This is a genomic window from Blastococcus sp. SYSU D00868, assembly GCF_054050575.1.
In genome coordinates this window covers 1-14,538 of the sequence record NZ_JBJGZO010000045.1, presented here as the reverse complement: position 1 = coordinate 14,538, position 14,538 = coordinate 1, and the positions used below count along the sequence as shown (strand labels likewise).

Sequence of the window (14,538 nt, the reverse complement as noted above, 5' to 3'; positions counted from 1 at the left end):
CGTACGCGGGGTTTGGGCGGGTGAGCGCCGTGTTACGGCTGTGTACCCTTCCCCTCGGACCCGCCGGTGATCCCGGTCGGTCGCACGTGTCGGAACCGGGCCAGTGACGCCCCGCGGACGACGGCCCCGTGGCACCACCCGCGGGACTCTCGAGCCTGACCGGTCCGGTCACGTCCTCCGCCGCCGGGCTCGACCGCAGCGCCTCCGCACACCGCCCCCCTCTGACCACCACGGCCGGGCCTCCAGCCCCGCCGCGTGCCTCGCCCGCGAGCGCGCGCGACACAGCCGACGACGGGAGTGACATGACCGGGTCCACCGCGCCCACCGCGAGCAGCACCACCTCGGAGCGCCGCACCCCCTCCGCCGTCCCCTTCTCGGCCGTCCCACCGGCGGCCGGCCTGTACGACCCGGCCAACGACTCCGACGCCTGCGGCGTCGCGTTCGTCGCCGACGTGCAGGGCCGGCCGAGCCGGGAGATCGTGGCGGCCGGGCTCACCGCGCTGCACAACTTGGACCACCGCGGCGCCGCCGGCTCCGAGCCCAACAGCGGCGACGGCGCCGGGATCCTCACCCAGGTGCCCGACGCGCTGCTGCGCGCCAGCGTGGAGTTCGACCTGCCCCCGGTCGGCGAGTACGCCGTCGGCATCGCGTTCCTCCCCGTGGACGTGGCCGAGCGCGCCGCCCGCGTCGAGGACGTGGCCCGGATCGCCGGCGAGGAGGGGCTGACCGTCCTCGGCTGGCGCGACGTGCCCGTCGACCCCGACGGCGCCGACCTCGGCCCCACCGCCCGCGCGGTCATGCCGCACTTCGCCCAGGTGTTCGTCGCCGAGACGATGGGCGCCCGCGCCGACGCGACCGCCTTCGGCGGCAACGCCGTCTGCCACGGCGTCAGCCGGCTGGAGCGGCGCGCCTTCGTGCTCCGCAAGCGGGCCGAGCGCGAGGCCCGGGAGGCCGGCAGCTCGCTCTACGTCGTCTCGCTGTCCAGCCGGACGATCACCTACAAGGGCATGCTGACCACCGACCAGCTGCCCGCGTTCTTCCCCGACCTGCGCGACGAGCGCTACGCGTCGGCGATCGCGCTGGTGCACAGCCGGTTCTCGACCAACACGTTCCCGAGCTGGCCGCTGGCGCACCCGTTCCGGCTGATCGCCCACAACGGCGAGATCAACACCATCAAGGGCAACCGCAACCGCATGCGGGCCCGCGAGGCCAAGCTCGAGACCGAGATGTTCGACGGGCCGGCCGGCCCGGCCGGCGAGCTCGGCCTGGAGCGGATCTTCCCGGTCACCGCCAGCGACTTCAGCGACTCGGCGACCTTCGACGAGGTGCTCGAGCTGCTGCACCTGTCCGGCCGGTCGCTGCCGCACGCCGTGCTGATGATGATCCCGGAGGCGTGGGAGAACCACGACGAGATGGACCCGGCCCGCCGGGCCTTCTACCGGTTCCACTCCTCGATCATGGAGCCGTGGGACGGCCCCGCCGCCGTCGCGTTCACCGACGGCACCCTGATCGGCGCCGTCCTCGACCGCAACGGGCTGCGGCCGGGCCGCTGGTGGCACACCAAGGACGACTGGGTCGTCCTGGCCAGCGAGGTCGGCGTGCTGGAGATCCCGGACGCCGACGTGGTGGCCAAGGGCCGCCTGCAGCCGGGCCGGATGTTCCTCGTCGACACCGCCGCCGGGCGGATCCTGTCCGACGAGGAGGTCAAGGGCGCGCTCGCCGTCGAGAACCCCTACGACGACTGGCTGCACGCCGGCCTGGTGCACCTGCCGCAGCTGCCCGAGCGCCGCCGGTCGCGGCCCAGCCACGAGTCGGTGGTGCGCCGCCAGCAGCTGTTCGGCTACACCGAGGAGGACCTGCGCGTCCTGCTCACCCCGATGGCGTCCTCCGGCGCCGAGCCGATCGGCTCGATGGGCACCGACACCCCGGTGGCGGCGCTCTCCGACCGCTCCCGGCTGCTGTACGACTACTTCGGGCAGCTGTTCGCGCAGGTGACCAACCCGCCGCTGGACGCCATCCGCGAGGAGCTGGTGACCAGCCTCGGGCGCACCTTCGGGCCCGAGCAGAACCTGCTCCGGGCCACCCCGGCGTCCTGCCGGCAGGTGTTCCTGCCCTACCCGGTCATCGACAACGACGAGCTGGCCAAGATCCTGCACATCGACGACGACGGCGACCTGCCCGGTTTCGCCGCCGTGCGGATCACCGGCCACTTCGACGTCACCGGGGGCGGGGAGGCGCTGGCCACCGCGATCGAGGAGCTGCGGGCCAAGGCGAGCAAGGCCATCGCCGCCGGCGCCCGGATCATCGTGCTCTCCGACCGCGACTGCGACGAGAAGCGCGCCCCCATCCCGTCGCTGCTCATGACGGCCGCCGTGCACCACCACCTGGTGCGCGAGCGGACCCGCATGGAGGTCGGCCTGGTCGTCGAGTCCGGCGACTGCCGCGAGGTGCACCACGTCGCGCTGCTGCTCGGCTACGGCGCGGCCGCGGTCAACCCCTACCTGGCCTTCGAGTCGATCGAGGACCTCATCCGCGACGGCGTGCTCACCGGCGTCGAGTCGGCGCAGGCCATGCGCAACATGGTCAAGGCGCTCGGCAAGGGCGTCCTCAAGGTCATGAGCAAGATGGGCATCAGCACCGTCGGCTCGTACACGATGGCGCAGATCTTCGAGGCCGTCGGCCTGGCCGAGGACGTCGTCGACGAGTACTTCACCGGCACCTCCTGTCCGCTCGGCGGCGTCGGGCTCGACGTCCTCGCCGAGGAGGTCGCGATGCGGCACCGGCGCGCCTACCCGGACAACCCGACCGAGCGGGCGCACCGCCGGCTGGAGACCGGCGGCGAGTACCAGTGGCGCCGCGAGGGCGAGGTGCACCTGTTCAACCCCGAGACGGTGTTCCTGCTCCAGCACGCCACCCGCTCGCGGCAGTACGAGGTGTTCCAGCGCTACACCGAGCAGGTCGACCAGCTCTCCCGGGACGCGGCGACGCTGCGCGGCCTGTTCGAGCTGCGCACCGGCGTCCGGCCGGCCGTGCCGCTGGACGAGGTCGAGCCGGTCAGCGAGATCGTCAAGCGCTTCCAGACCGGGGCGATGAGCTACGGCTCCATCTCCCAGGAGGCGCACGAGACGCTGGCCATCGCCATGAACCGGCTGGGCGGCAAGTCCAACACCGGTGAGGGCGGCGAGGACCCGGCCCGGTTCACCCCCGACCCGAACGGCGACCTGCGCCGCTCGGCGATCAAGCAGGTGGCCAGCGGCCGCTTCGGCGTGACCAGCGAGTACCTGGTCAACGCCGACGACATCCAGATCAAGATGGCCCAGGGCGCCAAGCCCGGCGAGGGCGGCCAGCTGCCCGGCCAGAAGGTGTACCCCTGGGTGGCGCGCACCCGGCACTCGACGCCGGGCGTGGGGCTGATCAGCCCGCCGCCGCACCACGACATCTACTCGATCGAGGACCTCAAGCAGCTGATCCACGACCTGAAGAACGCCAACGACCAGGCGCGGGTCCACGTCAAGCTGGTCGCCGAGGTCGGGGTCGGCACGGTCGCGGCCGGGGTGAGCAAGGCCCACTCCGACGTCGTCCTCATCTCCGGGCACGACGGCGGCACGGGCGCGGCGCCGCTGACCTCGCTCAAGCACGCCGGCTCGCCGTGGGAGCTCGGCCTCGCCGAGACCCAGCAGACCCTGCTGGCCAACGGACTGCGCGACCGGATCACCGTGCAGGTCGACGGCCAGCTCAAGACCGGCCGCGACGTGGTCATCGGCGCGCTGCTCGGCGCCGAGGAGTTCGGCTTCGCGACGGCGCCGCTGGTGGTCTCCGGCTGCATCATGATGCGGGTCTGCCACCTGGACACCTGCCCGGTCGGCGTCGCCACCCAGAACCCGGAGCTGCGCAAGCGGTTCACCGGGCGGCCGGAGTTCGTCGTCACCTTCTTCGAGTTCATCGCCGAGGAGGTGCGCCGCTACCTGGCCGAGCTGGGCTTCCGCAGCCTGGACGAGGCCATCGGGCACGCCGAGATGCTCGACACCCGCAAGGCGCTGGGCCACTGGAAGGCGCAGGGGCTGGACCTGTCCAAGCTGCTGGCCGTGCCCGAGCTGCCCGAGGGGGCGGCGCGGCGCCGGGTGCGCGCCCAGGACCACGGCCTGGACGTCGCCCTGGACCAGACGCTCATCCAGCTGTGCGAGGGCGCGCTGCTCGACGCCCGGCCGGTGCGCCTGGAGCTGCCGGTCCGCAACGTCAACCGCACCGTCGGCACGATGCTGGGCGCGATGGTCACCCGCCGCTTCGGCGGCGAGGGCCTGCCCGACGGCACGATCGACCTGACCTTCACCGGGTCGGCCGGCCAGTCCTTCGGCGCGTTCGTGCCCCGCGGGGTCACCATGCGGCTGTTCGGCGACGCCAACGACTACGTCGGCAAGGGCCTGTCCGGCGGCCGGGTCGTCGTCCGCCCGGGGCGGGAGGCGACCTTCGCCGCCGAGGACAACGTCATCGCCGGCAACGTCATCGGCTACGGCGCCACGTCCGGGGAGATCTTCCTCCGCGGCCGGGTCGGCGAGCGGTTCTGCGTGCGCAACTCCGGCGCGCTGGCCGTCGTCGAGGGCGTCGGCGACCACGCGCTGGAGTACATGACGGGTGGCCGCGCGGTGATCCTCGGCCCGACCGGGCGCAACATCGCGGCGGGCATGTCCGGCGGCGTCGCCTACGTGCTCGACCTGGCCCGGCACCGGGTGAACGGCGAGATGGTCGACATCGACCCGCTGGACGCCGAGTCGGCCGCGTGGCTGCGCGACGTCCTGGTCCGCTACCAGGCCGACACGGAGTCCCCGGTCGCGGCCGCGCTGCTGGCCGACTGGGGCCGCTGGTCCGGCCAGTTCAGCGTGATCATGCCGCGCGACTACCGCCGCGCCCTCGACGCCCGCCGGGCCGCCGAGGCCGCCGGGACGGACGTCGACCGCGCCGTCATGGAGGCCGCGCGTGGCTGAGCTCGTCCGTCCCCAGTTCCCGCTGACCTCCCGGAAGGAGGCCGACCGTGGCTGACTCCACGGGGTTCCTCAAGTTCGACCGCGCCCTGCCGCCGCGCCGGCCGGTCGACGTCCGCATCCTCGACTGGAAGGACGTCTACCTCTCCCGCGACAGCGGCGAGGACGCGGTCTTCCCGGTGGGCGCCGTGCGCCAGCAGGCCGCCCGCTGCATGGACTGCGGCATCCCGTTCTGCCACCACGGCTGCCCGCTGGGCAACCTGATCCCGGAGTGGAACGACCTCGCCCGCCGGGACGACTGGACCGACGCCATCGAGCGGCTGCACGCCACGAACAACTTCCCGGAGTTCACCGGGAAGCTGTGCCCGGCGCCGTGCGAGGGCGCCTGCGTGCTCAACCTGCAGGAGTCGCCGGTCACCATCAAGCAGATCGAGTGGGAGATCATCGACCAGGCCTTCCAGCGGGACCTCGTCGTCCCGCAGCCGGCGCAGGAGCGCACCGGCAGGAAGGTCGCCGTCGTCGGCTCCGGGCCGGCGGGGCTGGCCGCCGCCCAGCAGCTCACCCGCGCCGGGCACGAGGTCACCGTCTTCGAGCGGGCCGACCGGATCGGCGGCCTGCTCCGCTACGGCATCCCCGAGTTCAAGATGGAGAAGTCCGTCCTGGACCGGCGGCTGGACCAGATGCGCGCCGAGGGCACCCGGTTCGTCACCGGCGTCGAGGTGGGCGGCAGCGGGCCCGACGACCTCACCGTCGAGCAGCTGCGCGGGGACTTCGACGCCGTCGTCCTGGCGGGCGGCGCGACCGTCGGGCGGGACCTGCCCGCCCCCGGCCGCGAGCTCACCGGCATCCACCTGGCCATGGAGTACCTGCCCTTCGGCAACCGGCAGGCGCTCGGCGAGCTGGACGCCCCGCCGATCGACGCGCACGGCAAGCACGTCGTGATCATCGGCGGCGGCGACACCGGCGCCGACTGCCTGGGCACCGCCCACCGCCAGGGCGCGCTCTCGGTGACCCAGCTGGAGATCATGCCGGCGCCGCCCGGCAGCCGGGCCCAGGACAACCCCTGGCCGACCTACCCGATGATCATGCGGGTCTCCAGCGCCCACGAGGAGGGCGGCGAGCGGCTGTTCAGCGTGAACACCGAGCGCTTCGTCGGCAACGACGACGGCAGCGTCCGCGCCCTGGTCATCCACGACGTCGAGCGCGTCGACGGGCGGTTCCAGAAGGTCGAGGGCACCGAGCGGGAGCTGCCGGCCGACCTGGTCTTCCTCGCGATGGGCTTCACCGGCGCGCAGCGCGAGGGCCTGGTCGACACCCTCGGCGTCGAGGTGGACGGCCGCGGCAACGTCGCCCGCGACGGCGAGTTCATGTCCACCGTGCCCGGCGTGTTCGTGGCCGGCGACATCGGCCGCGGCCAGTCGCTCATCGTCTGGGCCATCGCCGAGGGCCGCTCGGCCGCCGGCGCGGTCGACGCCTGGCTCACCGGCGAGTCGGCGCTGCCGCGCCCGGTGACCCCCACGGCGGTCGCCCTGCGCTGACCGCAGGACCCCACCCGCGGGCCGGGCACCTCCTCGGAGGTGCCCGGCCCGCGGTGCGTCGTGGCGGGGGACACGGAAGCCGGTCCCACCGCCGGAGGAGGCGCCCACTAGCGTTTCCGTCATGCCCCGCCGTGCCAAGATCGTCTGCACCCTCGGTCCCGCCACCAGCACCATCGAGCAGGTCACCGCGCTCGTCGAGGCCGGGATGGACGTCGCCCGCCTGAACTTCAGCCACGGGTCGCACGCCGACCACGAGGCCGCCTACCGCGTGGTGCGCGAGGCGTCGGACCGCACCGGGCACGCCGTCGCCGTCCTCGCCGACCTGCAGGGCCCCAAGATCCGGCTGGGCACGTTCACCGAGGGGCGGGTCCACTGGGCCACCGGCGCCCGCGTCTGCATCACCGTGGACGACGTCGCGGGCACGGCCGACCGCGTCTCCACGACCTACAAGGGCCTGGCCTCCGACGTCCGCGTCGGGGACCGCCTGCTGGTCGACGACGGCAAGCTGGCGCTGTCGGTCGTCGAGGTGGACGGGCCGGACGTGTGGTGCCTGGTCGTCGAGGGCGGCGAGGTCTCCAACAACAAGGGCCTGTCCCTGCCCGGGGTGGCGGTCAGCGTGCCGGCGCTGTCGGACAAGGACACCGAGGACCTGCGCTTCGCGCTGCACCTGTCCGTCGACTTCATTGCGCTGTCCTTCGTGCGCCACCCCTCCGACGTCGAGCTGGTCCGCGACGTGATGCGCCAGGAGGACATCAACGTCCCCGTCATCGCCAAGCTGGAGAAGCCGGAGGCCGTCGCCGACCTCGAGGCGATCGTCGAGGCCTTCGACGGCATCATGGTGGCCCGCGGCGACCTCGGCGTGGAGCTGCCGCTGGAGCAGGTCCCGCTCGTGCAGAAGCGCGCCGTGCAGGCCGCCCGCGAGCGGAACAAGCCGGTCATCGTCGCCACCCAGATGCTCGAGTCGATGATCAGCAACTCGCGGCCCACCCGCGCCGAGGCCTCCGACGTCGCCAACGCGGTCCTGGACGGCGCCGACGCGGTGATGCTCTCCGGCGAGACCTCGGTCGGGCGGCACCCGATCGCCGCCGTCCGCACGATGGAGCGGATCATCGACGCCGTCGAGAGCGACAACGTGCGGGCGCCGGAGCTGGTGCGCGTCTCCCGCTCCCGCTCGGGGGCGATCGTCCGCGCGGCCCGCGACATCGGCGAGACCCTCGACGTGAAGGCGCTGGCCACCTTCACGCAGACCGGCGACACCGCCCGCCGGCTGGCCGCCCTGCACCCCCGGCAGCCGCTGCTGGCCTTCACCGTCGACGCCCGCGTGCGCAGCCAGCTCGCGCTGTCCTGGGGTGTGGAGACCTTCCTGGTGCCCACCGTCTCGCACACCGACGACATGGTGCGGCAGGTCGACTTCTCGCTGTTGTCGATCGGCCGGCTGCGGGAGGGCGACCGCGTGGTCGTCGTCGCCGGCAGCCCGCCCAACACGGTCGGGTCGACCAACCTCATCCGCGTGCACGAGGTGGGCACCGACTCGTGACCGGGGGAGGGGACGGCGACGTCGCGGCGCTGCTGCACGTCCTGGACCTCGAGGAGCGCGAGCCGGGCGTCTACGTCGGTCAGACCCCGAAGACCGACCGGCAGCGGGTCTTCGGCGGGCAGGTGGCCGGCCAGGCGCTGATGGCGGCGGAGCTCACCACCAGCGGCGAGCGGCCGGTGCACTCGCTGCACTCGTACTTCCTGCGGCCCGGCGACCCGAACGAGGAGATCCGCTACGTCGTCGAGCGGATCCGCGACGGGCGGTCCTTCTCCACCCGCCGGGTGCTGGCCCACCAGCGCCGGCGGGGCGAGGACGTGGCGATCTTCGCGCTCACCGCGGACTTCCACCAGCCCGAGCCCGCCGCCGTCACGCACGCCCTGCCGATGCCGCAGGTGCCGCCGCCGGACGCCGTCCCCACAGTGGCCGAGTACGCGCGCCGGCACGGCCGGGAGGACGACGAGCACCTGCAGCTGCTGGGGCAGGCCGTCGACCAGCGGTCGCTGGACGACCCGTTCGCCCGGGTGCCCAAGAGCCCGCCGGACACCCGCTCCCACGGCTGGTTCCGGGTGGCCGGCCGGCTGCCCGACGACCCGACCGTCCACGCCGCCGCGCTGACCTTCGTCACGGACCTGACCCTGCTCGGTGCGGGCCTGGCGCGGGTCGGCGGCTGGTGGGAGCGGTACCAGGGCGCGAGCCTGGACCACGCGGTCTGGTTCCACGCCCCGGCGCGCGCCGACGAGTGGTTCCTCTACGAGACCGACAGCCCGGTCGCCGCGGGCGGCCGCGCGCTCAACCTCGGGCACATCTGGTCGGCCGACGGCACGCACGTGGCCTCCGTCGCGCAGGAGGGCCTCATCCGCGACGTCGGGGAGTAGCGGAGGGGACCGGTCGACGGGACGCCGACCGGTCCCCACCGGTCAGTCGCGGGCCAGCGACTCCTGGACGGCGGCCTGCGTCACGGTCTCGTCCTGCGCGGCGGGCAGCTCGACCACGGCGGGCGCCTCGTCGGCCGCCGGTGCCTCGTCGGCCGCGGTCTCGTCCTGCGCGGTCTCGGCCTGCGCGGTCTCCTCCTGCGCGGCCTCGGCCTGCGCGGTCTCCTCCTGCGCGGCCTCCGCCTGCTGGGCAGCCTCCGCGGCCCGCTCGGCCGCCAGCCGCTCGGCCTCGGCCCGCTCCTCGGCGGCGACCCGCGCCCGCTCGGCGGCCTGCTCGGCGAAGTCGCGGGCCAGCCAGTCGTGGTTCTCGCCGAGCAGCTGCCAGACGCGCTCGACGTGCGCCCGGGTGGTCGCCGGCGCCCCGACGGCGATCCGCAGGACGACGTCCCCGCGCACCGTGGTGTGGGTGAGGAAGACCTCGCCGCCGTCGTTGAGCCGCTCGAGCAGGGTCATCGTGGCCACGTCGGCGTCGACGTCGGCGGCCCACCGCGGGCGCAGGCACACCAGCGACAGCGGGTGGGCCGTGGCGACGTCGAACCGCTCGTCGGCCTCGGCCCAGCCGGCGAGCTCCCGGGCCAGCGCGACGCCGGAGCGGATGTGCGCCCGCAGACCCTCCGCGCCGTACCAGCGCAGCACGAACCACAGCTTGAGGGCGCGGAACCGGCGGCCGAGCTCGATCTGCCAGTCGCGGTAGTCGACGACCGCGCCGGCGTCGGTGGCGGCGTTGCGCAGGTACTCGGGGAGGATCGCCAGGGCGCCGGTGAGCGCCTGCCGGTCGGCGACCCAGAACAGGGTGGCGTCGAAGCCGGTGAGCAGCCACTTGTGTGCGTCGGTCGTGTAGCTGTCGGCCCACTCGACGCCGTCCTGCAGCGGTCGCAGCTCGGGCACGAGGCCGCTGACGCCGGCGTAGGCGGCGTCCACGTGCAGCCACACGCCGAACCGCTGGCAGACCGGGCCCAGCTGGGCGAGCGGGTCGACGGCGGTGGTCGACGTCGTCCCCACGGTGGCGCAGACCAGCACCGGCTTGAGCCCGCGGGCCACATCGCGCTCGAGACGGGCCGCCAGGGCCCCCGGCCGCATCGCGAGGTCGTCGTCCACCTCGACGATGCGGACGGCGTCGCTGCCCAGCCCGGCGATGCGGACCGCCTTCTCCATCGAGGAGTGGGTCTCGGCGGAGACGTAGACCGTGTACTCCTCCGGGACGACGCCGGCGCGCACGGTCGCCCCGCCGCTGGCGCGGTGCAGCGCGGCCAGCAGCGCCACCAGGTTCCCGCCGGAGCTGGAGTCCTGGATCACCCCGCCGCCGGTGCCGGTGGACCGGAAGGACGCCGGCAGGTCGAGCAGCCCGGCGAACCAGTCGAGGACGTGCTGCTCGAGCTCGGTCGCGGCGGGGCTGGTCACCCACGACATGCCCTGCACGCCGAGGCCGGCGGAGACCAGGTCGCCCAGGACGGACGGCCCGGAGGTGTTCGCGGGGAAGTACCCGAAGAAGCCGGGGTGCTGCCAGTGGGTGAGCCCGGGGACGACGACCCGGTCGAGGTCGGCGAGGACGGCCGCCAGCGGTTCGCCCTGCTGCGGCGGCTCGGACGGCAGCGCCGCGCGGACGTCGCCGGGCGCGACGGGGGAGCGGACGGGCAGGCCGGGCAGCCGGGTCCAGTAGTCGGCGATCCAGTCGACCACCTCGTGGCCGTGCCGCCGGAACTCCTCGGGTGACATGTGCGGTGCGGGCTCGGTCACGCCCCCACGGTATTCGGACCGGTGACGCCCGCTCGCGCGGCACGGGCAGGGACGGCCGTCGCCGTCACGGACCCGTGGCCCCGTCGCCGGTGCGCAGCTCGGTGACCAGCACGGCCGCCTGGGTGCGGTTGGTCAGGTCCAGCTTCCTCAGCAGGGTGGTGACGTAGTTCTTCACCGACTTGACCTCCAGGCGGAGGCGCTCGGCGATCTCGCGGTTGCTCAGGGCCTCGCCGAGCAGCTCCAGCACCTGGCGCTCCCGGTGGGTGAGCCGCGCCAGCCGGTCCTCGCGGTCCGAGCCCGGCCGGGCCGGCGCGATCGTCGCCGCGTCGAACAGGCTCTGGCCGGCGGCCACGCGGCGCATGGCGGTCGCGAGCTGCTCGCCCCGCACGTGCTTGCCGACGTATCCGTCCGCGCCGGCGCGCCGGGCGGCGTGCGCCTCGTCGGCGCTGCCGTCCTGCCCCAGCACCAGGCAGCGGAGCCCGGGCAGCACCGCGCGCAGGTGCCGGCACAGCCGCGCGTCGGCGACCACGGCCACGTCCGGCCGCGCCGCGAGGACACGTCGCTGCGCCTGGACCGCCGAGTCGGCCTCGCCGACCACACGGAGCTGCGGATCGGCCGCCAGCACCGCGCCGAGTCCGCGGCGGGAGACCTCGTGGGGGTCGACCAGGAAGACGCGGATCGCGGCCATGTCCGGGGGCACGCTCGCTCTTCCGCAGGCGCCGCCGGAGAGGATGCAGCCCCAGTCGTGGGGACGGGGCGGCCACCGGCCTGCCGCGGTCACCGCCGGCCGGCAGGCGGGCGACGGTCGACCCGAGCGGGGCCGACGGCCGGGCTCTGCGCGTGCCCCCGGTGCGACTCGAACGCACACTGCGCGGGTTTTGAATCCGCTCCCTCTGCCGATTGGGGTACGGGGGCGTGCCGGACACCACACGTCCGGCGGCGGTACCGGCAGCCTAACGGGCAGGCCTGGGGCGCCCGGCATCGCTAGGCTCTCCGCCCGTGAGCAGCGAGCCGACACGGGTGGTCATCGCCGAGGACGAGGCGCTGATCCGCCTCGACCTCAAGGAGATGCTGGAGGAGGAGGGCTACGTCGTCGTGGCCGAGGTCGGCGACGGCCAGCAGGCGGTCGACCGTGCCCGGGAGCTCACCCCGGACCTCGTCATCCTCGACATCCAGATGCCGGTCCTGGACGGCCTGTCCGCCGCGGAGCAGATCGCGGCCGACCGGGTGGCCCCGGTCATCGTGCTCACCGCCTTCAGCCAGCGGGAGCTGGTCGAGCGGGCGCGCGACGCCGGCGCCATGGCCTACCTGGTCAAGCCGTTCTCCAAGAACGACCTCGTGCCGGCCATCGAGGTGGCCCGGGCCCGGTTCGCCGAGCTGGCGGCGCTGGACGGCGAGGTCCGCACGCTGGAGGACCGGCTGGAGGCCCGCAAGGTCGTGGAGAAGGCCAAGGGCGTGCTGATGACCCGACAGGGGATCACCGAGGCCGAGGCCTTCCGGTTCATCCAGCGGACGGCGATGAACGAGCGGACGTCGATGAAGGCGCTGGCGCAACGGATCCTCGACGAGGGCGTCGCCGCGGAGGGATCCCCGGCCTGACGCCGTCCGTGCCGCCCCGGACGGGGGCGTATGGCCCGTCATCCCGGCGAAACACGGCAGATCACGACCTCATCACGGCTTTCCCGTGGCGGTCCGGTTGGACCTACCCAGCGGTTACCTTCGCTCCACTCAGTGGCCCGGGGGCGGCTCCTGCCGTCTCGCCGGGTCTCGGATCGACGCAATCATCCTGGGAGTTCATTGATGCGCACTGGCAGGAACGCCCGCGGCATCGCCGTGACGAGCGTTGCGCTGATCGCGCTGGCCGCCTGCGGCGGCGGCGACGACGACGGTGGCGACGACAACGGTTCGGGCGGCGGCGGTGACGGTGGCGCCGCGAGCGGCGGCGTCAACATCTACGGCTCCGACGGCAACATGGGCAGCCCTCTGGGCGACCAGTTCAGCACCCCCGGCGACCTCGCCGGCATGCAGGGCACCACGCCGCTGACCGACCTCGGCGACGAGTTCAAGGCCCGGCTCGACGCGATCGACCCCAACCTCGGCGGCACGTACAACTACGCCGGGGAGACCTACGACGCGTTCGTCCTCATCTCCCTGGCCGCGCAGGCGGCGGGCAGCAGCGAGGCGACCGCCTTCGCGCCCTACATCAACGGCCTGACCTCCGGTGGCGACAAGTGCACCGACTTCGCCTCCTGCCTGGAGATCCTCAACTCCGGTGGCAACGTCGACTACGACGGCGCCTCGGGCCCGCTGGACTTCACCGAGGCGGGCGAGCCCGCGGTGGCCTCGTTCGGTCTGCTGACCTTCGGTGACGACAACCAGATCGACGACTCGCTGACCGAGTTCCAGGTCACCGGCGACGAGACCCTGGCGGCCGGCGACGAGGGCGCGCCCGCCCCGGTGCCGGCAGGTGCCACGGGCGACCCGCTGATCATCGGCACCCTGCTCCCGCTGACCGGCTCGCTCGCCTTCCTCGGCCCGCCCGAGGTCGCCGGCGCGAAGCTGGCCCTGCAGGACGTCAACGACGCCGGTGGCGTGCTCGGCGCCCCGGTGCAGCTGATCGAGACCGACTCCGGTGACACCTCCACCGACACCGCGAACACCAGCGTCGACCGCCTCCTGGCGGCCAACGCCGACGCGATCATCGGTGCGGCGTCCTCGTCGGTCAGCCTGACGGTCATCGACAAGATCGTGAACGCCGGTGTCCTGCAGATCTCGCCGGCCAACACGTCCGACCAGTTCACCGACTACAACGACCAGGGGCTGTACTTCCGCACCGCGCCCCCGGACCAGCTCCAGGCCATCCCGCTGGCCGACCTGGTGCTGGCCGACGGCAACAGCCGGGTCGGGATCCTGAACCTCAACGACGCCTACGGCACGGGCCTGGCCGACAACGTCTCGGCCAACCTGGTCGACGGTGGTCTCTCCGAGGACGACATCCTCGCGATCACCTACGACCCGAACGCCTCGTCGTACGACTCCGAGGTCCAGCAGATGGTGGAGTTCGACCCGGACGCCATCATCGTGATCGGGTTCGACGAGTCGGCCCGCATCATCCAGGAGCTCAACGCGCAGGGCATCGGCCCCGCGGGCGAGTGACCCCGTCGGCGCCCCGTCCTCGCGGGCGGGGCGCCCGACCGGCACGGCCTGCATGACCGGCAGCGGCCCGGCACCGACCTCGGTGCCGGGCCGCTGTGCTGTCCGGCTCCGCGGCGAGCAGCGGCCGGCTCAGCGCTGCAGGCGCTGCCCCTCGGGCGCCCAGTCGGCCGGTCGTCCGGTGTGGTTGGAGAACTCCACCGACCAGCGCCACCAGCTGCGGTCCGGGGCGTGCTCCCAGGCGGTGAGGACGCCGACCTCGCCGCCGGGCAGCAGGACGGGCAGCCCCAGGTGCCCGTCGTCCGGCCAGATCTCCGCCCGGGTGAAGCCGCCGCCGTCGCGGGTGAGCAGCGTGACGGGCGAGTAGTCGCCGTCCCGGTCGAGCTCGGCCTCGGCCACCGGCTCCCCGGCGTCGGTGGTGACCCGGACCCGCAGCAGCCCGGGGGCGGCGTGCACGAGGACGCGGGAGAACCCGCTCGCCGTGGTCGCCCGGGCGAACTCCAGGCCGTTCATGCCGCCGTCGCGGCTGCGCAGTTCCCAGCTCCAGTTCACGCGGGACCCCATACCCCGACGGGGGGGGGGGGGGGGGGGGGGGGGGGGGGGGGGGGGGGGGGGGGGGGGGGGGGGGGGGGGGGGGGGGGGGGGGGGGGGGGGGGGCGGGG

The 14,538-nt window shown here is 73.9% G+C and carries 9 protein-coding genes and 1 tRNA gene; 6 read left to right on the top strand and 4 right to left on the bottom strand.

The window, feature by feature from the left end:
* Positions 1–302: 302 nt before the first annotated feature.
* The 4 genes from gltB (at position 303) to ACI79F_RS23300 (ending at position 8,929) form a co-directional block, all read left to right on the top strand.
* Positions 303–4,982 carry a glutamate synthase large subunit gene (gene gltB, locus ACI79F_RS23315; protein ID WP_456547504.1) on the top strand — a complete coding sequence of 1,560 codons (4,680 nt, stop codon included), beginning with the start codon at positions 303–305 and terminating at the stop codon, positions 4,980–4,982.
* A gap of 47 nt (positions 4,983–5,029) precedes the next feature.
* Positions 5,030–6,517, top strand: a complete 1,488-nt coding sequence (locus ACI79F_RS23310) for a glutamate synthase subunit beta (protein WP_456547503.1) — start codon at positions 5,030–5,032, stop codon at positions 6,515–6,517.
* A 121-nt stretch (positions 6,518–6,638) separates the two neighbouring features.
* On the top strand, positions 6,639–8,054 hold the full coding sequence (gene pyk, locus ACI79F_RS23305; RefSeq protein ID WP_456547502.1) for a pyruvate kinase: 1,416 nt from the start codon (positions 6,639–6,641) through the stop codon (positions 8,052–8,054).
* Positions 8,051–8,929, top strand: coding sequence for an acyl-CoA thioesterase (locus ACI79F_RS23300; RefSeq protein ID WP_456547501.1), 879 nt, complete (start codon positions 8,051–8,053; stop codon positions 8,927–8,929). The genes pyk and ACI79F_RS23300 overlap by 4 nt, the downstream gene beginning before the upstream one ends.
* Before the next feature lie 42 nt (positions 8,930–8,971).
* On the opposite strand, the gene ACI79F_RS23295 is transcribed toward ACI79F_RS23300, so the two are convergent.
* The 3 genes from ACI79F_RS23295 to ACI79F_RS23285 form a co-directional block, all read right to left on the bottom strand.
* Positions 8,972–10,723 carry a pyridoxal phosphate-dependent decarboxylase family protein gene (locus ACI79F_RS23295; RefSeq protein ID WP_456547500.1) on the bottom strand — a complete coding sequence of 584 codons (1,752 nt, stop codon included), beginning with the start codon at positions 10,721–10,723 and terminating at the stop codon, positions 8,972–8,974.
* Positions 10,724–10,787: 64 nt separating this feature from the next.
* On the bottom strand, positions 10,788–11,423 hold the full coding sequence (locus tag ACI79F_RS23290) for a LuxR C-terminal-related transcriptional regulator (RefSeq protein ID WP_456547499.1): 636 nt from the start codon (positions 11,421–11,423) through the stop codon (positions 10,788–10,790).
* Between the two features lie 141 nt (positions 11,424–11,564).
* Positions 11,565–11,638: transfer RNA gene (locus tag ACI79F_RS23285), tRNA-Leu, on the bottom strand.
* Positions 11,639–11,722: 84 nt separating this feature from the next.
* On the opposite strand from ACI79F_RS23285, the gene ACI79F_RS23280 reads away from it, so the two are divergent.
* Entirely contained in the window at positions 11,723–12,322 is a 600-nt protein-coding gene (locus ACI79F_RS23280; RefSeq protein ID WP_456547498.1) for an ANTAR domain-containing response regulator, read from the top strand.
* Positions 12,323–12,556: 234 nt separating this feature from the next.
* The gene (locus ACI79F_RS23275; RefSeq protein ID WP_456547518.1) at positions 12,557–13,879 is read left to right on the top strand and encodes an ABC transporter substrate-binding protein; all 1,323 of its coding nucleotides are present in this window, start codon (positions 12,557–12,559) and stop codon (positions 13,877–13,879) included.
* A gap of 129 nt (positions 13,880–14,008) precedes the next feature.
* Here the strand turns inward: ACI79F_RS23275 and ACI79F_RS23270 are convergent, their stop codons facing one another.
* On the bottom strand, positions 14,009–14,440 hold the full coding sequence (locus ACI79F_RS23270) for a DUF7712 family protein (protein WP_456547717.1): 432 nt from the start codon (positions 14,438–14,440) through the stop codon (positions 14,009–14,011).
* Positions 14,441–14,538 lie beyond the last annotated feature (98 nt).